The 18,298-nt window shown below is 62.3% G+C and carries 20 protein-coding genes and 1 pseudogene; 14 read left to right on the forward strand and 7 right to left on the reverse strand.

Going from position 1 to position 18,298, the window contains the following annotated elements; genetic code table 11:
* Positions 1–293, reverse strand: a pseudogene (locus EOA16_RS31970) (peptidase); the annotation flags it as partial.
* A gap of 490 nt (positions 294–783) precedes the next feature.
* Between EOA16_RS31970 and EOA16_RS31975 the strand changes: the two are divergent.
* From EOA16_RS31975 to EOA16_RS31985, 3 genes are all read left to right on the forward strand, one after another.
* A complete protein-coding gene (locus EOA16_RS31975) occupies positions 784–996 on the forward strand; it encodes a cold-shock protein (RefSeq protein ID WP_006202520.1) in 213 nt (70 codons plus the stop codon).
* Positions 997–1,316: 320 nt separating this feature from the next.
* Positions 1,317–1,529 carry a cold-shock protein gene (locus EOA16_RS31980; protein ID WP_127261679.1) on the forward strand — a complete coding sequence of 71 codons (213 nt, stop codon included), beginning with the start codon at positions 1,317–1,319 and terminating at the stop codon, positions 1,527–1,529.
* 183 nt (positions 1,530–1,712) lie between these two features.
* Complete coding sequence (locus EOA16_RS31985; protein WP_127261680.1) at positions 1,713–2,144, forward strand: BA14K family protein; 432 nt, start codon at positions 1,713–1,715, stop codon at positions 2,142–2,144.
* 127 nt (positions 2,145–2,271) lie between these two features.
* Here EOA16_RS31985 and EOA16_RS31990 read toward each other — a convergent pair whose 3' ends face one another.
* The 3 genes from EOA16_RS31990 to EOA16_RS32000 all read right to left on the reverse strand — a co-directional run bounded on the left by EOA16_RS31990 (position 2,272) and on the right by EOA16_RS32000 (position 4,409).
* Positions 2,272–2,910, reverse strand: coding sequence for an MBL fold metallo-hydrolase (locus EOA16_RS31990; protein ID WP_127261681.1), 639 nt, complete (start codon positions 2,908–2,910; stop codon positions 2,272–2,274).
* A gap of 142 nt (positions 2,911–3,052) precedes the next feature.
* Entirely contained in the window at positions 3,053–3,370 is a 318-nt protein-coding gene (locus tag EOA16_RS31995; protein ID WP_127261682.1) for a hypothetical protein, read from the reverse strand.
* Positions 3,371–3,515: 145 nt separating this feature from the next.
* Positions 3,516–4,409 (reverse strand): branched-chain amino acid aminotransferase, encoded by an 894-nt coding sequence (locus EOA16_RS32000; protein ID WP_109659803.1) that lies wholly within the window; start codon positions 4,407–4,409, stop codon positions 3,516–3,518.
* Positions 4,410–4,654: 245 nt separating this feature from the next.
* On the opposite strand from EOA16_RS32000, the gene EOA16_RS32005 reads away from it, so the two are divergent.
* The 5 genes from EOA16_RS32005 (at position 4,655) to EOA16_RS32025 (ending at position 10,470) form a co-directional block, all read left to right on the forward strand.
* Complete coding sequence (locus tag EOA16_RS32005) at positions 4,655–5,188, forward strand: MarR family transcriptional regulator (RefSeq protein WP_027039379.1); 534 nt, start codon at positions 4,655–4,657, stop codon at positions 5,186–5,188.
* Complete coding sequence (locus tag EOA16_RS32010; protein ID WP_013530014.1) at positions 5,175–5,894, forward strand: response regulator transcription factor; 720 nt, start codon at positions 5,175–5,177, stop codon at positions 5,892–5,894. Before EOA16_RS32005 ends, EOA16_RS32010 begins: the two co-directional genes overlap by 14 nt.
* A 49-nt stretch (positions 5,895–5,943) precedes the next feature.
* Positions 5,944–7,359: an ATP-binding protein gene (locus tag EOA16_RS32015; protein ID WP_127261683.1), complete on the forward strand. Its 1,416-nt coding sequence runs from the start codon at positions 5,944–5,946 to the stop codon at positions 7,357–7,359.
* Between the two features lie 221 nt (positions 7,360–7,580).
* Positions 7,581–8,603 carry a glycosyltransferase family 1 protein gene (locus EOA16_RS32020; protein WP_127261684.1) on the forward strand — a complete coding sequence of 341 codons (1,023 nt, stop codon included), beginning with the start codon at positions 7,581–7,583 and terminating at the stop codon, positions 8,601–8,603.
* Between the two features lie 292 nt (positions 8,604–8,895).
* On the forward strand, positions 8,896–10,470 hold the full coding sequence (locus EOA16_RS32025) for a hypothetical protein (RefSeq protein ID WP_127261685.1): 1,575 nt from the start codon (positions 8,896–8,898) through the stop codon (positions 10,468–10,470).
* Between the two features lie 111 nt (positions 10,471–10,581).
* Here the strand turns inward: EOA16_RS32025 and EOA16_RS32030 are convergent, their stop codons facing one another.
* From EOA16_RS32030 to EOA16_RS32040, 3 genes are all read right to left on the reverse strand, one after another.
* Positions 10,582–10,941 (reverse strand): tRNA-binding protein, encoded by a 360-nt coding sequence (locus EOA16_RS32030; RefSeq protein ID WP_127261686.1) that lies wholly within the window; start codon positions 10,939–10,941, stop codon positions 10,582–10,584.
* A 26-nt stretch (positions 10,942–10,967) separates the two neighbouring features.
* Positions 10,968–11,468: a YbjN domain-containing protein gene (locus EOA16_RS32035; protein WP_013893499.1), complete on the reverse strand. Its 501-nt coding sequence runs from the start codon at positions 11,466–11,468 to the stop codon at positions 10,968–10,970.
* Positions 11,469–11,811: 343 nt separating this feature from the next.
* Positions 11,812–12,114: an accessory factor UbiK family protein gene (locus EOA16_RS32040; RefSeq protein WP_127261687.1), complete on the reverse strand. Its 303-nt coding sequence runs from the start codon at positions 12,112–12,114 to the stop codon at positions 11,812–11,814.
* Between the two features lie 166 nt (positions 12,115–12,280).
* Here EOA16_RS32040 and lgt point away from each other — a divergent pair, with 166 nt between their 5' ends.
* The 6 genes from lgt to EOA16_RS32070 all read left to right on the forward strand — a co-directional run bounded on the left by lgt (position 12,281) and on the right by EOA16_RS32070 (position 18,110).
* On the forward strand, positions 12,281–13,135 hold the full coding sequence (lgt, locus tag EOA16_RS32045; protein ID WP_127261688.1) for a prolipoprotein diacylglyceryl transferase: 855 nt from the start codon (positions 12,281–12,283) through the stop codon (positions 13,133–13,135).
* Positions 13,132–14,220 (forward strand): class I SAM-dependent methyltransferase, encoded by a 1,089-nt coding sequence (locus EOA16_RS32050; protein WP_127261689.1) that lies wholly within the window; start codon positions 13,132–13,134, stop codon positions 14,218–14,220. Before lgt ends, EOA16_RS32050 begins: the two co-directional genes overlap by 4 nt.
* A gap of 107 nt (positions 14,221–14,327) precedes the next feature.
* A complete protein-coding gene (pgeF, locus tag EOA16_RS32055; protein WP_127261690.1) occupies positions 14,328–15,122 on the forward strand; it encodes a peptidoglycan editing factor PgeF in 795 nt (264 codons plus the stop codon).
* Entirely contained in the window at positions 15,122–16,273 is a 1,152-nt protein-coding gene (locus EOA16_RS32060; RefSeq protein ID WP_027039386.1) for a Xaa-Pro peptidase family protein, read from the forward strand. The genes pgeF and EOA16_RS32060 overlap by 1 nt, the downstream gene beginning before the upstream one ends.
* A gap of 43 nt (positions 16,274–16,316) precedes the next feature.
* On the forward strand, positions 16,317–16,937 hold the full coding sequence (locus EOA16_RS32065; RefSeq protein WP_127261691.1) for a hypothetical protein: 621 nt from the start codon (positions 16,317–16,319) through the stop codon (positions 16,935–16,937).
* A gap of 237 nt (positions 16,938–17,174) precedes the next feature.
* Positions 17,175–18,110: a ribose-phosphate pyrophosphokinase gene (locus tag EOA16_RS32070; RefSeq protein WP_127261692.1), complete on the forward strand. Its 936-nt coding sequence runs from the start codon at positions 17,175–17,177 to the stop codon at positions 18,108–18,110.
* The last annotated feature ends 188 nt before the right edge of the window (positions 18,111–18,298 follow it).

Genomic DNA, 18,298 nt, shown 5'->3' on the forward strand with positions numbered 1-18,298 from the left:
ATATTGCAGCAAGCAGTACGACCCGGTCTGTGCCCGTCGCGGCATGGACTGTCGCGCACGATGCGGTAGCCGGCCCGGTCGGCAAGACAGGCATTGGCGAAGGTCTGGCGGTCGCCGCCGCGCCGGGCACAGACCGGGTCGTACTGCTTGCTGCAATATTGCTGTTCCGGCCGTGGCGGACGCGGACGTGGCCCTGGTCCGTCATCGACGACGACGGTGCAGGCGGCAAGAATTGCCGACAGCAACAGGATGACAAAACCCTGCCGCGAAAAGATTGCCGCCAGAAATTTCATGATGATCTCCCACGATCGCGTCCCCGGTTACCGATCCTCGCCATTCCCTTGCCAAATGCAACCCCGTTTGAGCCCCGCAAACGACAACGGCCTGGACCGCAAGGGAGGTCAGCGCGCCGCCGATGTCTGGCCCATTCGTGGATCGGCTCTGGCCGATGACCCGACCGGCAAGCAAGCCTATGCCGAGCCCATCGATGCTCAGGTCAGTCGATTGATGCGTCGGGATGCGCCAGTACGGCGGCCCGCGGCGGTATCTTGCAACCATCACGTTTCCGTGCGATAAATTCCGTGTTCGGGCATTTGCGACCCGGAGAGCGGAACGTTTTGGACGACCTTTCCCCGATACTGTGAATCTCTGACGGCCCCGTTTTCGGCGGGGGGTTTGACCATGCGCCAATGCATGACTGCCGAAGCAACCACCGGGAACTGCCCTTTGCGCCAGGCGGCGGGCGGGACCACCAAAGACTGAACGGGTGAAGGAGTTTCCCCAATGGCCCAGACCGGCACCGTTAAATTCTTCAACGCGACCAAAGGCTTCGGTTTCATCACGCCCGATGGGGGCGCCAAGGATGTGTTCGTCCATATCTCCGCGATCGAAGCCTCCGGCTTGCGCACGCTCGTTGACGGCCAGAAGGTCACCTTCGACGTCGAGCCGGACCGCATGGGCAAGGGCCCCAAGGCCGTCAACCTCCGCGCAGCCTGAGCCATCGGCGCGCCGCATGTCACTCGGACGTGCGACGGAGGCTCCATGCCGGCACCTGGCCTGGAGAGGGATTGAATTTTGAAAGGCGCGGCGATCTTCGTCGCGCCTTTTCCTTATCGAAGGCAAGGGCCAGCGCATGTCGCCCCAGCGGCTCGGTTCTGGGCAACGACTCGCATAAAAACAAAGACCTAAAGCATGCCGCAACGTGCTTTAGACGCCCGCAAAACTTTCCCTTGCCGATGACGCTAAAATAAAGGACAAATTTCCACTCGGGCATTTGCCGGCCCGAGACTGGAGTTTATGGGACAAAGGAGCTTCCCATGCCGCAGACCGGCACCGTCAAATTCTTCAACCATGCCAAGGGCTTCGGCTTCATCACGCCCGATGACGGCGAGAAGGATGTTTTCGTGCATATTTCAGCTGTGCAAGCGTCCGGTCTTCCCGGTCTCGAGGATGGCCAGAAAGTGTCGTTCGACACCGAGCCGGACAAGCGCGGCAAGGGTCCCAAGGCCGTCAACCTGTCGGTCGGCTGAGCCGGCTTCAAACCGGCGATCGCGGGCAGATCGCTCCCTTGAGAGCCTATGATTTTTGACGTCTGTTTTGAATAAACACGTAAAAATCCGTTCAGCCCCCGTTCAGCCACGGTCGCATATTAGTGTTCGGTAAAGCCGGACCGCATCCCCGAAACTGCACGGGCCGGCACGAAGGAGACCGACATGAACCGAATTTTTAAAACCGCCGTCCTGGCCGCTGCCGTGGTCGCTACCACGCTTACGGCTTTGCCCGCCGCCAATGCGCGCGACTGGCGCCGTCATCATGGCCATCATGGCAACGGCGATGCCGTTGCCGCCGGCGTGCTCGGCCTCGCGGCCGGCGCGCTGATCGGTGGTGCATTGGCCAATGACCGGCCGCCGCCCGACGCTGACCGCTACTACGATGACGGTTACTACGATCGTGACGTAGTGATACGCCCTGCCCCGGTGCGCCGCTACTATGCGGAGCCGCGGGTGGTCTACGCCGATCGTTATGCCGAGCCGTGGACGCGTGACTGGTACGAATACTGCTCGGACCGCTACCGCAGCTTCAATTCCCGTACCGGCACGTTCACCGGCAATGACGGCGAACAGCATTTCTGCACTGCCAATTAAACCAAGGCTTCCCTGCCCCAAAATAGAAAAGCGCTGACCGTAAGGCCGGCGCTTTTTTGTTGTGGTCTCTACAATGTCAACGGTCTGCTTGAGGCCGATGAAAAACAGCTACGGATCCGAGCCTGGTTCAAGTCAAAAAAGGATTGGTCCGCCTCTCCTCGCCAAAACGTCCGCCGGGACCGTGGCCACATATGAAGCCGATGTCGTCGCCGAGCGGCAGGAGCTTGTCCTTGATCGAAGCGATCAGCGCTGCGTGGTCGCCGCCCGGCAGGTCGGTGCGCCCGACCGAGCCGCGGAACAGCACGTCGCCGACATGGGCGAACTTGGCCGCGCGGTTGTAGTAAACGACGTGACCTGGTGCATGGCCGGGGCAATGCAGCACCTCGAACACATGGCTGCCGAACGACACGGTCTCGCCTTCGGCCAGGAACCGGTCGGGCACGCAGTTGCGCGCTCCGGCGATGCCGTAGCGCTTGCCCTGGTTTTCCAGATTGTCGAGCAGCGACTTGTCGGCCTCATGCGGACCGGTGATCTCGACGCCGAGCGCTTCCTTCAGTTCCATGGCGCCGCCGGCATGGTCGATATGGCCATGCGTTATCCAGATCGCCCCAGCCGTGATCGCATTGTCCTTCAGCACCGCCAGCACCTTGTCGATGTCGCCACCCGGATCGACGACGACACCGTGCTTGTCGTCCATGTCGAACAGGATGGTGCAGTTCTGCTGGAACGGTGTGACCGGCATGATGCCGGCATTGAGCTGACCCATGATCGTCCTTTCAATGTTCACGCGGTGATGTAGAGGCGCGAACGAAGGGCGTCCACCCCCGAAAGACGAACAGTCAGTAGCCTCAAAAACGGAAATGGGCGGCCGAAGCCGCCCATTCTGAAAGTTTGGACCGAATGGCCGCTTACTTCTTCATGGCGCCCATGACCGCGCCGAGAATGCCGGTCAGGATCGCGCCGCCGCCAGCGCCGCCGACGATGTTCTGCAGGTTCAGCGCGCTGCCGAGACCGCTCGTTGCCGCCGCAGCTGCGTCCGGAGTGATCGCGCCGCCGCCGAGCAGGCTGCCGAGGATCGCCGCACCGCCGACGCCGCCAATGGCTCCGCCCAGGATTTTGGGAAGCTGCCCCATCGCCGCCGTCTTGAGAGCCGCACCGACCGCCTGACCACCGATGATACCCGTAATCACCTGTATGATGATCGGAAGAAGCGTGTTCATGTCCATATGATTAGTCCCTCCATAGCTGCCAGCCTCCCGGGCCGACAGCATCATGAGACGCCGAATTGGACGAAAGTCAAATGCAGGAACGCTTAAATAAAAGGGGCGGCCCTAAAACCGCCCCTGCTTGCTAAAAAAGTTGTGACTATCGTTATTCTGCAGCGATCGCGTGCTTGGGTTGAACGGCGGCAGAATAGTCATTCATAAGGTTCTTGGCGATTTCACCGACCTCGAATCGGTAAGGTCCGATCTCCGAAACTGGCGTTACTTCCGCTGCCGTGCCGGTCAGGAAGCATTGTTCGAAGCCCTCCAGTTCTTCCGGCAGGATGGCGCGTTCAATCACCTCCAGGCCCCGATCCTTGGCCAGCCCAATGACCGTGCGGCGAGTGATGCCGTCGAGGAAACAATCGGGCTTGGGCGTATGGATCTTGCCGTCCTTGACGAAGAAGATATTGGCACCGGTCGCTTCCGCGACCTGGCCGCGCCAGTCGAGCATCATGGCGTCGGCATAGCCCTTGGCCTCGGCGGCATGCTTGGACATGGTGCAGATCATGTAGAGGCCGGCGGCCTTCGACTTGGAAGGCGCGGTGCGCGGGTCGGGCCGGCGCCATTCCGCCACATCGAGACGGATGCCTTTCAGCTTCTGCGCAGGATCGAAATAGCTCGGCCATTGCCAGATGGCGATGGCGCAGTTGATGCGGTTGTTCTGCGCCGAAACGCCCATCTGTTCGCTGCCGCGCCAGGCGATCGGCCGGACATAGGCATCCTGGAAACCCTGCTTCTTCAGAAGCGTGGTGGAGGCGTCGTTGAGCTCCGCCACCGAATAGGGGATCTTGAAACCGAGCAGGCGTGCCGATTCATGCAGGCGCTCGGTGTGTTCGTTGAGCTTGAAGATCTCGCCGCCATAGGCGCGCTCTCCTTCGAAAACAGCGCTGGCGTAATGCAGCCCGTGCGTCAGCACATGGATCTTGGCGTCACCCCATTGGACGAACTCGCCGTTCATCCAGATGAAGCCATCGAGTTGATCGAAGGGAACGGATGCCATGTTAACCTCCCACGGGCGGCAGCCCGGATAGTTGTATCGTTGTGTGTTCGCGTCGGCCGCCCAAAGCGGCTTCTGTGGTGGAGCGTAGGCGGATAATTGCGCTCTGGCAAACCCAGGAAGTTCCGGAAAAACCGGCTTCCCTTGCCTTTTCGTTCGCAATCCGCCCAAAAGCTTGTCAAAAATTATCATTGCAGGGAAATTACGTCAATAGTACTGACATAATCTCTCTTTCTCACGGAGAAGTAATGACGGATCGAAGCCCAGCCGCCGGAAAACCGATCAGGACCGCGATGTCGGTCGAGGACGGCATCGACTTCGCCATCATCGAGCTGCTCTTCTTTGCCTATCGTGACTTCACCTCCGATCCGGACCAGATCCTGGCCGATTACGGCTTCGGCCGGGCCCACCACCGGGTGCTGCATTTCGTCAACCGCAGGCCGGGCCTGACGGTCGCCGAACTACTCGACGTGCTGAAGATCACCAAGCAGAGCCTGGCCCGCGTGCTCAAGCAACTGATCGACACCGACCATGTCGTGCAGTTGCAAGGTCCGCGCGACCGCCGCCAGCGCGAACTTTATCCTACAGCCAAAGGCCGTGCGCTGGCGCTGGCGCTGGCGCGGCCACAGTCGCGCCGCATCCATGCTGCATTGGGGGATTCCGGAGTAACCGAACGGACCTTGGTGGAACGGTTCCTCGAAGCGATGGTCAATCCGGAACTGAGGGCGCAGATCGACGTTGGGTCCGCAAAAATGTCAGGGAAAAGCCATGGAGAGCACTGAACGCGTCGATCACGCGGCCGCGCCAGACGACGACGCGCCGCATCTGCTTGTCGTCGACGACGACACCCGCATCCGCAATCTTCTCAAGCAGTATCTGACCGAAAATGGCTTTCGCGTCACCGTCGCCGGCAATGCCGGCGAAGCCAGGCGCAAGCTTGCCGGCCTCGACTTCGACCTTCTGGTGCTGGACGTCATGATGCCCGGCGAGACGGGCGTCGACCTGACCAAGTCGCTGCGGGCCGAAAAGAACGTACCGATCCTGATGCTGACGGCGCTGTCGGAGACCGACAGCCGCATCTCAGGGCTGGAGGCTGGCGCCGACGACTACTTGCCAAAGCCGTTCGATCCGCGCGAGCTGATCCTGCGCATCAACAACATCCTGCGCCGCGGTGGCCCGGCGACCACGCCCAAGGTCGAGCAGCTGGTCTTCGGCCCCTACACCTTCCAGATCGCCAGGCGCGAATTGAAGCGCGGCGGCGAGGCGTTGAAGCTGACGGACCGCGAGCAGGAGATCCTGGCGATCTTCGCCGCGCGGGCCGGCGAGACGATACCCCGCCACGAGCTTGTCGGCGACGATTCGGAAGTCGGCGAGCGCACCATCGACGTCCAGATCAACCGGCTCCGCCGCAAGATCGAGCGCGATCCGTCCAATCCGGTCTGGCTGCAGACCGTACGCGGTATTGGGTATCGGCTCAGCGTGGAATAGAATGCCGCCTGCGGCCGGCTGAACGGCTGCGGGCAAGCGAAAAGAGCGAATGGCAACCACGGAACTGGAACAGCCGGGCAATGGCGGCTTGAGCGCACGCGCCGCGCGGACGCTGAAGGCGGTGCCGCGCGCCTGGAACCGCTTCTGGCGCCTCGTCTCGCTCTATATGCCCAAGCGGCTCTATGCCCGCTCGCTGATCATCGTCATCGCGCCGATGATCCTGCTGCAATCAGTCGTCGCCTTCGTCTTCATGGAACGTCATTGGGCAACCGTGACGCAGCGCCTGTCGCAGGCCACCGTGCGCGACATCGCCGCTATCATCGACCTGATCGAGACCTATCCGCGCGATGCCGACTACACCAACATCATCCGCATCGCCCAGGACCGCATGCAGCTGAAGGTCGACCTCTTGCCGCCCGACCCACTGCCCGCGCCCGGTCCAAAGCCGTTTTTCTCGATTTTGGATGATGTTCTCTCGTCCGAGATCACCCGCCAGATCAACCGCCCGTTCTGGATCGACACGGTCGGCAACTCCAACATCGTCGAGGTGCGCGTGCAGCTCGAGGGCAAGGTGCTGCGCGTCTTCGTGCGCCGCAGCCAGGCCTATGCCTCCAACACCCACATCTTCCTGATCTGGATGGTCGGCACCTCGCTGGTGCTCCTGATGATCGCCATTCCCTTCCTGCGCAACCAGATCCGGCCGATCCTGATGCTCGCCGAAGCCGCCGAAAGCTTCGGTAAGGGCCGGCCGATGCCGCGCGACTTCCGGCCGCGCGGCGCCGAAGAGGTTCGCCGCGCCGGCTTTGCCTTCATGCAGATGCGCGAGCGCATCGAGCGCCAGATCGAGCAACGCACCGCCATGCTGACCGGCGTCAGCCATGACCTGCGAACCATCCTCACCCGCTTCAAGCTGCAGTTGGCGCTTTCCGGCGGCAAGACCGAGACCAAGGCCGCGCTCGACCAGGACATCGACGATATGCAGTCGATGCTCGAAGGCTATCTCGCCTTTGCCCGTGGCGAGGCTTCGGAAGACGCCGGACGGTTCGATCTCGAGGCCTATTTCGAGAAGCTCGACGAGGAAGCCAGGCTGCGCAAGCGCAAGCTGTCGACGACGCTTGCCGGAGACCCCGATGTGCATGTGCGGCCGAACGCCTTTGCCCGGCTGATGTCCAACGTGATCGGCAACGCCTTCCGCTATGCCAAGACGGTTGAGGTCAACGCCACCCATGGCCGCGGCTCGCTGCTGGTCACCATCGACGACGATGGTCCGGGCATTCCCGCCGACCGACGCGAAGACGTGTTCAAGCCTTTCGTGCGGCTCGACGAGGCCCGCAACCTCGATGCCAGCGGCACCGGGCTCGGCCTGTCGATCGCCCGCGACATCGCCCGCTCCCATGGCGGCGACATCACTCTTGAAGACAGCCCGCTCGGCGGACTGCGCGCCATCATCAAGGTTCCCGCATAACCGGGCGCGACTCCGAAAAGTGGAAACCGGCTTCATCCGCCCGTCATGAAACCATGATCAAGAGCGCGCATGAAGCGCGCGACCTCAATTGATTCGGCCTTGCCGCCTATCTTCGACCCCGTACCCGTCCGGGTGCGCTGGAGCGAAGCGAGAGCAGCAGGCTGGTCGCCGTTCCGGCATCGTCTCAAGGCAACCGTCGACCTTTCAAGCAAAGGGCCGCCATGCGCATATTGATGGTCACCGACGCCTGGCGCCCGCAAGTCAACGGCGTTGTCCACACGCTGGAGCGGCTCACCGAGACGCTGAAATCCTTCGATGTCTCGGTGGATTTCCTGACGCCGAATATCTTTCGCACCCTGCCCTTGCCGACCTATCCCGACATCAGGCTGGCGCTAACCACGCCTGGCCATGTCGCGCGCCTGATCGACGCCGGCAAGGCCGACCACGTCCACATCGTCACCGAAGGACCGCTCGGCATCATGGCGCGGCGCTATTGCCGCAATGCCGGCCGTCCGTTCACCACCAGCTATCACACGCGCTTTCCCGAATATCTCAGCGCCCGCCTGCCGGTGCCGGAAAGCTGGGCCTATCGCTGGCTGCGCGATTTCCACAATTCCGGCCAGGGCACGCTGGTCGCCACCCAGTCGCTCGCCGACGACCTCTCGGCGCGCGGCTTCACCAAGCTGCGGCCGTGGACGCGCGGCGTCGACACCGATCATTTCCGGCCCGACAAGAAGAAGGATCTCGGCTTCCCGGGCCCGGTCTTCCTCTGCGTCGGCCGCGTCGCCATCGAAAAGAACCTCTCCGCCTTCCTCGACCTCGACCTGCCGGGCAGCAAGGTGATCGTCGGCGAAGGCCCCGAGCTTGCCAGGCTGAAGGCGAAATACCCGCAAGCGCATTTCCTCGGCCATCGCCCCAACGACGAACTGGCCGAGATCTATGCCTCGGTCGACGTCTTCGTCTTCCCGAGCCGCACCGACACGTTCGGCAACGTCATCATCGAGGCGCTGGCCAGCGGCACGCCGGTTGCCGCCTATCCGGTGACCGGGCCGATCGACATTGTCGGCGATGGTTTTGGAGGCGCGGTCTCCAACGATCTGCGCGAGGCCTCACTCGCCGCGCTCATCGTCGACCGTGCCGAAGCCCGCGAACGCGCCATGCGCTACAGCTGGAAGGCCTGTGCGGAAATGTTCCTCGACACGGTCGAGGAAGCGCTGGGCATACCGCGAAAGCTGGCGGCCTGATCGTGCTTTTCATTATCCAAGGGCGAAGCCGACGCACCGCCACGGATGACAAAGCGTGGCGACGCATGATCAACCGCTAGTCTGCCACGGCACCCTTGTTTCAAAGGGATGGTTCGGGGTCATAGCTTGTATGGTACGACTTCGGAGCCTTGACCAAGTCAAATTGACAATGCAGTCCCGAGCTGAGTAGTCATCAATACTTGAGATGCGCCGCCATCTCGTCCTCCCCAAGACATGGAATCCTTGGCCCTGTCGGCGACTCAAAATTTACCCTTTCTACCTACATTGCGGCATGTTCGAAGCAACCGCCTCCAGCAAAATCAACAGTTATACGAGCCATTTCATCAGGCCCGAAGGTATCTTGCTGATAGTTCTGCTGCTGGTGGCTTTCTTGCCCGTACTGCTCGTCGACATACCGGCTATGGCGGACTACCCAAATCATCTTGCAAGAATGTCGATCCTGATGCGCGCCGGTACGTCCGAGGCCCATCCCTACTATGAAGCCGCGTGGGCACCCTACCCTAATCTAGCCATGGATCTCGTTGTCCCGTTCGCTGGACGCTTGATCGGGATCGAGCTGGCATCAAAGCTTTTCTATCTAGTCTCGCAAATGCTGGTCGTCAGCGGGGCAATGGCCGTCGGAGCGGCCGCACAAGGGCGTGTGATCCTCAGCGGCTTCGTCGCTTCGCTCTTCCTCTACGCCATGCCTTTCGCTTTCGGATTCGTGAATTTCGAATTTGGGTTCGGGATCGTTCTTTGGTCCATCGCGGTTTGGATTTGGCTTGCGGAAAGACCTTTGCCGCTGCGCCTTGCCATCCACGCCGTCTTCGTCGTGGTTCTGTATATCTCTCACTTATTTGCCCTCGGCCTGTATGGCGTTGTGGTGGGGCTGTACGAACTCTCCCGCTGGCCCGGCCATATTGAGAATTGGAAACGCACGATCTTGCTGGTTACCGGAATGGCTGCTCCGGTCGTCGCAGTTGGCGCCCTGGCGCTCGCCTACGGCGGCAAAGTGGGTGGCGAAGGAACCGAATGGGCCCTGTCGGCGAAATTGTTGGCGCTGGTTCAAGTCAACGGCTTCAGCAGATACACTTCCTCAGCCGTGACCGTGGTGCTGATCATTCTCGCTTACCTTGCGGTGAAGCACAGGATAGTGGCGGTCTCTCGCGTCGGCTGCTGGATAGGCTTTGGGCTCCTGTGCCTGTTCATTGTCATGCCGTTTCGCGTTGCGGATACGGCCTTTGTCGACGGGCGCGTTCTTCTGGCGCTTATTCTGATCCTGCCAGCCTTCGTCACGATCAAGCGTCCGCAAGGCTCGCGTGGAACACTTCTCGTCGCGTTGGCGTTTGGCGCCGGGCTTGCAAACAGTGGCATCACGATCTGGGCGCAATTGTCGTGCCGCAGCGAATATCGTGCCCTTATGACCGCGTTCGACGCCATTCCAATGGGCTCGCGAATCCTTACCGGCCAGAATGGCTTTCCAGACGACCCGCCAACGAATCTGCTCCTTTATCCAATGTACAATGCTGCCGCGTTGGCCGTAGTCACACGCAATGCACTGATGCCAACGCTGTTCACCTATCCGGGAAAACAGCCGGTGAGGCCCCGGCCGGAAGTAGCAAACCTGACCATACCGCAAGGCGGGCCCATCCCGATGTCTGAACTGGAGGCTTACGCCGCCGGTGCTTCCCCACCGGTCGAGGCGGCGTATGCAGCGCATTGGACCCGTGACTTTGACTATCTGCTGGTAATCGCGCCGGAGAGCAGCCCGCCACGACACGGCAATCTTGAATTAATCGCCGAAGGCAAGCAGTTCAAATTTTACAAAATAAGGAAATCGGTCGACGCGGACAGGAAAAGCGGATGATGTCCACGCGCGACACTCCCGGCACGTCGGCAAAATCCATGCTGAAGCATCTGCCGAAAGGATTATCAATCTATCCCGGTTCGTCTGGGATTCTGATCCCCAGTCGGGACCCTAAAACAACCGCCCGCCATCCGGCACCTTACGCTCGATCGCGCCGAGCACCACAGCGCCCTCTTCGTCGGGAAAGCCGAGAGTGAGCACTTCCGACATGAATGGACCGATCTGGCGCGGGGGGAAATTGACCACCGCGAACACCTGCCGGCCGATCAGCGTCTCCGGTGTATAGTATTTGGTGATCTGCGCCGACGACTTCTTGATGCCGATGCCGGCACCGAAATCGATCTTCAGCTTGAATGCGGGCTTGCGCGCCTCGGGAAACGGTTCGGCCTCGACGATCGTGCCGGCGCGGATGTCGACACGATCGAAATCGGCAAAACTGATCTCGGGCTTGCGCTCGCTGTTCGAACTCATCTTGGTCTTGTCTGCCTTGCGGGGACTCAGGCGTTGCCATAGGTCTCGAACAGCACGCCGGCCAGGGCGTCCTTGGCCGAGGTTCCCGACCACACGACGAACTGGAACGCCTGGAAATAGCATTCGCAAGCTTCCAGCGCCGACGACAGCAACACTTCGACCTGCTGGCTCGACGGCTCGACCCCGCCGGCCAGCAGCAGCGACTGGCGGAACATGATCGCGCCCTCCTGCTCCCAGAGGTCGAAATGGCCGAACAGCATCTGCTCGTTGATCAGCGACAAGAGCCGCATCACTTCCAGCGCGCGGGTCTCCGGCACCTTGATGTCGAAGGCGCAGGCCAGGTGCAGCGCCTCGAAATCCTCCATCCACGAAAAGGAGACATGATAGTCGGTCCAGCTTCCGGCAACCGAGATAGAAATCTCGTCGTCGCCGGCCCGCTCAAAGGACCAGTCGTTGTTGTGGGCCACCTGCTCGATAACATCCACCGGATGGATTTCGCGGGAGAATTCGAGTTCGAGAAGTTCCATGGAATGCTTCCTGTCGTTCTGTACGAGCGCCGCCACACGCTCCGCGGGAGGGCACACACAACGAACAATCTTGTCTAGAACTCGGACGGCCAGGACTTTCTTCGCGCAAAGACTACTTCTCGACGCAAAGACCCCAGACCGGACCCACCGCCCGGTCGCATGACCCTGCTCCGAATCATGCAACAAATTCAGTCTATTGATCGGGAGTCGCGTGAACAGCCCAATTTTTCGCACTGCGTCATTCGCATGTGGAAAGCCGCTGTCACAAAGATTCATGCAATGCCGTTAAGCGATTCACGGCAAAGCGCTTTTCAGGATCGGGCTATGTGGAAAAGTTTAACGATTATTTTTTTGTGCGCGGCTTGGCCGCCGCCGCCGGTGCGGCGCCACCGGCCAGTTCGGCAAGCTTCGCCTCGAGCGCCTCGATGCGGGCGGCAAGGCGGGTGTTTTCTTCCCGCGCCTTGGCGGCCATCTCGCGCGCGGCTTCGAACTCTTCGCGCTGCACCACGTCCATGGTGTTCAGGATGCGTTCGGCCTGGCCCTTGAAGGCGGTCTCCACCTCACGGCGCACGCCCTGGGCGGCGCCGGCGGCGTCGGTCATCAGCTTGGCGAATTCATCGAGAATGCGGTTCGGTCCGGTCGACATGGCAAATCCTCGCTTGCTTGAAATGACGTAGTGGCGCTGCGCGCGGAATGCAAGAACGTTGAAGCCTGCTGCGGCATCAAGTCGGAAGCGTCCGGCTTGCCTTGACCCTGCCAAAACCCTGCCGCATGGTCCGCGGCCAAACACGTTCGCAACCGAGAGTTCCCCGTTGAACGAATATTTCCTGCTGCCGCTGGCCTCCCTGCCCTTCCCCAACATCAACCCGATCCTCATCCAGATCGGGCCGCTGGCGGTGCACTGGTACGGCGTCGGCTATATCGTCGGCATCCTGTTTGCCTGGTGGTATGCCAAGCGGCTCGCCGCCAATGCCAGGCTATGGCCGAACGGCGTCCTGCCGATGAAGCCTGAGGATCTCGACGACTTCATCGTCTGGGCGGCCATCGGCGTCGTGCTGGGCGGCCGCACCGGCTATGTGCTGTTCTATGATCTGGCGCGCTACATCGCGCACCCGCTCGACATCTTCGCGGTCTGGCAGGGCGGCATGTCGTTCCATGGCGGCCTGCTCGGCGTCATCCTCGCCATGACGCTGTTTTCCATCAAGCGCGGCATCCGCACATGGTCGCTGTTCGACGTCGTGGCGGCAGGCGTGCCGGTCGGCCTTGGCCTGGTGCGCGTCGCCAATTTCATCAATTCCGAGCTGTGGGGCCGGCCAACCGACGTGCCCTGGGCTTTCGAGTTTCCTAATGGCGGACCGTTTGCCCGTCATCCGAGCCAGCTCTATGAGGCGCTTCTGGAGGGCGTGGTGCTGTTCCTCGTGCTGCGCATCCTCACCCATTCGCGCCTCAAGCTGAAGACGCCGCGCTTCGTAGGCGGCGCCTTCATCTGCGGCTACGGCCTGTCGCGCATCTTCGTCGAGTTCTTCCGCGAGCCCGACCAGCAGCTCGGCTATCTCCTCGGCACCAACTGGCTGACCATGGGCATGATCCTGTCGACGCCGATGGTGCTGGCCGGCATCTGGGCGATGGCGACCGCCAAGCCGGTGGCACAGCCGCAGCCGGCATGACACGGCTGAAGACCCGCATCGTCGACCTGATCGAGGCCCTGGGGCCGATACCGATCAACGAGTACATGGCGCTGTGCCTGTTCGACCCGGCGGACGGCTACTACACGACGCGCGAGCCTTTTGGTGCGGGCGGCGACTTCATCACCGCGCCGGAGATCAGCCAGATGTTCGGCGAACTGGTCGCCGTGTGGCTTTATCAAGCCTGGCTGGCGAGCGGCCGGCCGCTGCCGGCCACCATCGCCGAGATCGGACCCGGCCGCGGCACGCTGATGAAGGACATGCTGCGCACGCTGTCGCGGCTCGATCCCGATCTTGCCAACGGCGCCACCTTCGCCATGATCGAGACCAGCCCGCGCCTGACCGAGGTGCAAAAAAAGACGCTTGGCGTCACACCCTTCGCGGTTGGCTGGCATGACACCATCGAGACCTTGCCGCAACAATCGCTGTTCCTCGTCGGCAACGAACTGTTCGACGCCGTGCCCATCCGCCAGTTCATCCGCGCCGGCGCCGGCTGGCGCGAGCGCATGGTCGGCCTCGACGAGACCAATGACCTTTGCTTCTTCGCCGGCGCCGGCTCAGTCGACCCGACGCTACTGCCCGCCGATGCCACCGACGCGCCGCAAGGTGCGATCGCCGAAGTGGCGCCTGCCCGCACCACGCTCATGGCAACAATCGCCGAGCGCATATCCAGGCATGGTGGCGCCGGCCTGTTTCTCGACTACGGCCATCTCCAGTCGGGTGTCGGGGACACGCTGCAGGCCTTGCGCAGCCATGATCACGAAGATGTGCTGGCCAATCCCGGTGAGGCCGACCTCACCTCCCACGTCGATTTCGCCGCCCTTGCCGCGATCGTGCGTGCACATGGCCTCGAAGCCCATCTGACGACACAGGGCGACTTCCTGCTCGGCATGGGCATCCTCGAGCGCGCCGGCCGGCTTGGCGCCGATACCGGCCAGGCGGCGCGCGAAAGGATCGCCGGCGACGTCGAGCGCCTCGCAGGGCCGCAAGCCATGGGCGAACTGTTCAAGGTGCTTGCGGTACTGCCTCGCGGCGTGGCGGTTCGGCCCTTCGCCGGGGCGGATTGACTTTTTACCGCCGCCCCTCCCAATCTCCCGTCCGCGCCTTGCAGCGCCTGTTCTCGACCAAGCACCTTCTTCTTGACGAAACCGCCCACACGGACAACAACGCCCGCATGCTGAATCAGACCAAACCGGATCCCGTTCGGTCGCCGCTGCTGGACAAGGCGCAGGCACAAGGCATCCGCCACGGCTATTTCACACGCATCGGCGGTGTCTCCAGCGGCATCTACCAGGGCCTCAACATCGGCACCGGATCGAATGACGACCAGGCGCTGGTCGCCGAGAATCGCGGCCGCGTCGCCGCCTGGATGGGCGTGCCGGCGAGCCATCTGTTGACCGCCTGGCAGGTCCATTCGCCCGACGTCATCATCGTCAGCGAACCCTTTGCCGGCGAGCGGCCCAAGGCAGATGCCATCGTCACCGACCGGCCTGGCATCGCCATCGGCGCCTCGACCGCCGATTGCGGTCCCGTGCTGTTCGCTGACGCGCAGGCACGCATCATCGGCGCCGCGCATGCCGGCTGGAAAGGCGCGTTCACCGGCGTGCTCGAAAACACCATCCTGGCGATGGAAAGCCTCGGCGCGCGGCGCCAAAACATCGTCGCCGTGCTAGGCCCCTCCATCGGCCCGCAAAACTACGAGGTCGGCCCGGAATTCGTCGCCCGCTTTGTCGACGCCGCCGCCGAAAACATCCTCTATTTCGCGCCGTCCGCCAATGCCGGCCATGCGATGTTCGACCTCAACCGCTACACGGTTGACCGGCTGGCCAAGGCCGGCGTGACGGCTGAGGGCCTCGACCGCTGCACTTACGCCGAGGAAGGCCTGTTCTACTCCTACCGGCGCACCACGCATCGCAAGGAGCCCGATTACGGCCGGCAGGTTTCGGCAATTGTCTTGGAGAGGGAATAATGGCGCTGCATTTTGAACGATCTGAATTTGACGCGCGGCGCGACCGGCTGATCATCGAGATGGCCGAAAAGAAGCTCGACGCCATCCTGCTGTTTGCGCAGGAAAGCATGTACTGGCTGACCGGCTACGACACGTTCGGCTTCTGCTTCTTCCAGTGCCTGGTGGTGAAGGCCGACGGTTCGATGGTGCTTCTGACCCGCTCGGCCGACCTGCGCCAGGCGCGTCAGACCTCGATTATCGACAACATCGTCTTGTGGACCGACCGCAACGGCGCCAATCCGGCGGTCGACCTGCGCAATCTGCTCAACGAACTCGACCTGCTCGGTGCCCGCATCGGTGTCGAATACGACACCCACGGCCTGACCGCCTTCAATGGCCGCCGCCTGGACGAGCAGTTGCAGACCTTCGGCCAGATCGCCGATGCGTCCGGCATTGTCGGCCGGCTGCGTCTGTTCAAGAGTCCGGCCGAGATCGCCAAGGCCGAGAAGGCCGCCAATCTCTCCGACGATGCGCTCGACGCGGCGCTGCCGCTGATCAAGCAGGGCGGCGACGAAGCCCTGATCCTGGCCGCCATGCAGGGCGCGATTTTCGCCGGCGGCGGCGACTACCCGGCCAATGAGTTCATCATCGGCTCCGGCGTCGATGCGCTGCTGTGCCGCTACAAGGCCGGCCGCCGCAAGCTCACCAAGAATGACCAGCTGACGCTCGAATGGGCCGGCGTCTTCAACCACTACCATGCGCCGATGATGCGCACGGTGCTGACCGGCAAGGTGTCGAAGCGCCATCAGGAACTGTTCGACGCCGCCCGCGCAGCACTCCTGGCTGTCGAGAAGGCGATGATGCCGGGCAACAGCTTCGGCGACGTCTTCGATGCGCATGCCCGCACCATGGAGGCGCACGGCCTCACCAAGCACCGGCTGAACGCCTGCGGCTATTCGGTCGGCGCCCGCTTCACCCCGTCCTGGATGGACATGCCGATGTTCTACCAGGGCAATCCCGAACCGATCGCGCCCAACATGACGCTGTTCGCCCATATGATCATCATGGATTCCGACACCGAGACGGCGATGACGCTTGGCCGCACCTACCTGACCACGGAATCCCAGCCCAAGCCGCTGTCCCGCCATGATCTCGACTTGATCGTAAAGTGAATCCACAATGGGAGGCGTTCTTCGCCAAGGAGTTAGAAGGCAAATGAGACGATCGCATGTGACGACCGTGTCATTGCTTGTGGCATTGGCTCTTGCCGCCTGCACCAACGCAAAGGACGTGCTCGAACCGTCGGCGATCACGCCGCCGGCGACGTCGACCCAGACGCTGCCCGCTACGTCAGGTAACACGGTTCCGACCGGGCCCGCCACCAGCACGGCGGGCGCTCCCGCAACCACCGCCGCACCGGTCACATCAGCCCAAAGCGCCGCCATCCTGTCGAAGACCCGCCTGCAGATCGCGCCGATCGTCGGCGCTTCGGTGGAAGCCGCGACACCTCTGACGGCGGAGTTGCAGACCCGCGCCAGGCAGCGCGGCATCACGCTCGCCGGCAGCGCCGACCAGACCGTGACACATGTGCTGAAGGGCTATTTCTCGACGATGTCGGAAGGCGCCGACACCACCGTCATCTATGTCTGGGACGTCTATGACCCCGCCGGCAACCGGCTGCACCGCATCAATGGCCAGCAGAAGGCCCCGTCGGTCAATTCCGGCGCCAGCGCGGGCGGCGACAGCTGGAAGGGGGTCTCGCCGGCCACCATGCAGGCGATCGCCGATCAGACCATCGACCAGTTCGCGGCCTGGCTCGGCGGCAAGGCGGGCTAGAGGCATCGGACCCAAAAGTGTAGACGGTTTTGGGAAAATCCGATGCCCAACGAGAAGAAGGAGCAGCGCAAGTCCGCTGCTCCCTGTTGCAGTCCGGCGATGGCGCGGAGCTTTCTTGAGGTTAGCCGGCGGATTCCCGATCTCGGCGCTTGCAATACACGCGCGGGCCGCTAAAAGCCCGGTTAAAGGGCGCAAGCGAGTCCGTCAGGTCTCATCATCCTCCACCAGGAACCGTGCATGAAACTCTTCGCGGGCAATTCCAACAGGGTGCTGGCCGAAGCGGTCGCCCGGTACCTCAACGTCCCGCTGGGCAAAGCCACGGTCAGGCGCTTCGCCGACCAGGAAATCTTCGTCGAAATCCAGGAAAATGTGCGCGGCGAGGATGTCTTCATCCTGCAGTCGACCTCGTTTCCGACCAACGATCATTTGATGGAACTGCTCATCATGATCGATGCCTTCATGCGCTCCTCGGCCAAGCGCATCACGGCGGTCATCCCCTATTTCGGCTACGCCAGGCAGGATCGCCGCGCCTCCGGCCGCACGCCGATCTCGGCCAAGCTGGTCGCCAACATGATCACCCGCGCCGGCGTCGACCGCGTTCTGACGCTTGACCTGCATGCCGGCCAGATCCAGGGCTTCTTCGACATCCCGACCGACAATCTGTTCTCCGTGCCGGTGATGGCCCGCGATGTGAAGGCCAAATACAAGCAACTCGGCAACGTCGTGGTGGTCTCGCCCGACATTGGCGGCGTGGTCCGCGCCCGTGCGCTGGCCAAGCGCTTCGATGCGCAACTGGCCATCGTCGACAAGCGCCGCGAACGGCCCGGTGAATCGGAAGTCATGAACATCATCGGCGCGGTCGCCGGCAAGGATTGCCTGCTGATCGACGACATCGTCGATTCCGGCGGCACGCTGTGCAACGCCGCCGATGCGCTGCTGGCCAACGGCGCCACCAGCGTCACCGCCTACATCACCCACGGTGTGCTGTCGGGCGGTGCGGTTGCCCGCATCAGCGGCTCGAAGCTGCAGGAACTGGTGATCACCGATTCCATCCAGCCGACCCAGGGCGTGCTCGACGCGGCCAACATCCGCGTCATCTCGATCGCCGACCTGATGGGCGAAGCCATTTCGCGCACCGCGACCGAAGAATCGGTGTCGAGCCTGTTCGACTAGGGCAATTCCAGGAAAAGTGTGAAGCGGTTTTCGGTTGTGTGCGTCAAGTTCTGCAAAATTGGGCGGCCATGGTGCTGGTCATGCGGCTTGGCGTAGAGCGAGCTTCTTGTGCTCGCGCAGGTCGTCCATGTTGATGTATCGGTTGGCCTCCATCCAGTTTTCGTTGGTCTCGACGGCCAACGCCCTGA

It is taken from the genome of Mesorhizobium sp. M7A.F.Ca.US.008.03.1.1 (assembly GCF_003997495.1).
Taxonomy (GTDB): Bacteria; Pseudomonadota; Alphaproteobacteria; order Rhizobiales; family Rhizobiaceae; genus Mesorhizobium.

Bases quoted from the DNA above. Each gene is read 5' to 3' on its own strand.
- EOA16_RS31975 (WP_006202520.1), top strand. From the start codon at position 784: ATGGCCCAGACCGGCACCGTTAAATTCTTCAACGCGACCAAAGGCTTC.
- EOA16_RS31980 (WP_127261679.1), top strand. From the start codon at position 1,317: ATGCCGCAGACCGGCACCGTCAAATTCTTCAACCATGCCAAGGGCTTC.
- EOA16_RS31985 (WP_127261680.1), top strand. From the start codon at position 1,713: ATGAACCGAATTTTTAAAACCGCCGTCCTGGCCGCTGCCGTGGTCGCT.
- EOA16_RS31990 (WP_127261681.1), bottom strand. From the start codon at position 2,910: ATGGGTCAGCTCAATGCCGGCATCATGCCGGTCACACCGTTCCAGCAG.
- EOA16_RS31995 (WP_127261682.1), bottom strand. From the start codon at position 3,370: ATGGACATGAACACGCTTCTTCCGATCATCATACAGGTGATTACGGGT.
- EOA16_RS32000 (WP_109659803.1), bottom strand. From the start codon at position 4,409: ATGGCATCCGTTCCCTTCGATCAACTCGATGGCTTCATCTGGATGAAC.
- EOA16_RS32005 (WP_027039379.1), top strand. From the start codon at position 4,655: ATGACGGATCGAAGCCCAGCCGCCGGAAAACCGATCAGGACCGCGATG.
- EOA16_RS32010 (WP_013530014.1), top strand. From the start codon at position 5,175: ATGGAGAGCACTGAACGCGTCGATCACGCGGCCGCGCCAGACGACGAC.
- EOA16_RS32015 (WP_127261683.1), top strand. From the start codon at position 5,944: ATGGCAACCACGGAACTGGAACAGCCGGGCAATGGCGGCTTGAGCGCA.
- EOA16_RS32020 (WP_127261684.1), top strand. From the start codon at position 7,581: ATGCGCATATTGATGGTCACCGACGCCTGGCGCCCGCAAGTCAACGGC.
- EOA16_RS32025 (WP_127261685.1), top strand. From the start codon at position 8,896: ATGTTCGAAGCAACCGCCTCCAGCAAAATCAACAGTTATACGAGCCAT.
- EOA16_RS32030 (WP_127261686.1), bottom strand. From the start codon at position 10,941: ATGAGTTCGAACAGCGAGCGCAAGCCCGAGATCAGTTTTGCCGATTTC.
- EOA16_RS32035 (WP_013893499.1), bottom strand. From the start codon at position 11,468: ATGGAACTTCTCGAACTCGAATTCTCCCGCGAAATCCATCCGGTGGAT.
- EOA16_RS32040 (WP_127261687.1), bottom strand. From the start codon at position 12,114: ATGTCGACCGGACCGAACCGCATTCTCGATGAATTCGCCAAGCTGATG.
- EOA16_RS32050 (WP_127261689.1), top strand. From the start codon at position 13,132: ATGACACGGCTGAAGACCCGCATCGTCGACCTGATCGAGGCCCTGGGG.
- pgeF (WP_127261690.1), top strand. From the start codon at position 14,328: ATGCTGAATCAGACCAAACCGGATCCCGTTCGGTCGCCGCTGCTGGAC.
- EOA16_RS32060 (WP_027039386.1), top strand. From the start codon at position 15,122: ATGGCGCTGCATTTTGAACGATCTGAATTTGACGCGCGGCGCGACCGG.
- EOA16_RS32065 (WP_127261691.1), top strand. From the start codon at position 16,317: ATGAGACGATCGCATGTGACGACCGTGTCATTGCTTGTGGCATTGGCT.
- EOA16_RS32070 (WP_127261692.1), top strand. From the start codon at position 17,175: ATGAAACTCTTCGCGGGCAATTCCAACAGGGTGCTGGCCGAAGCGGTC.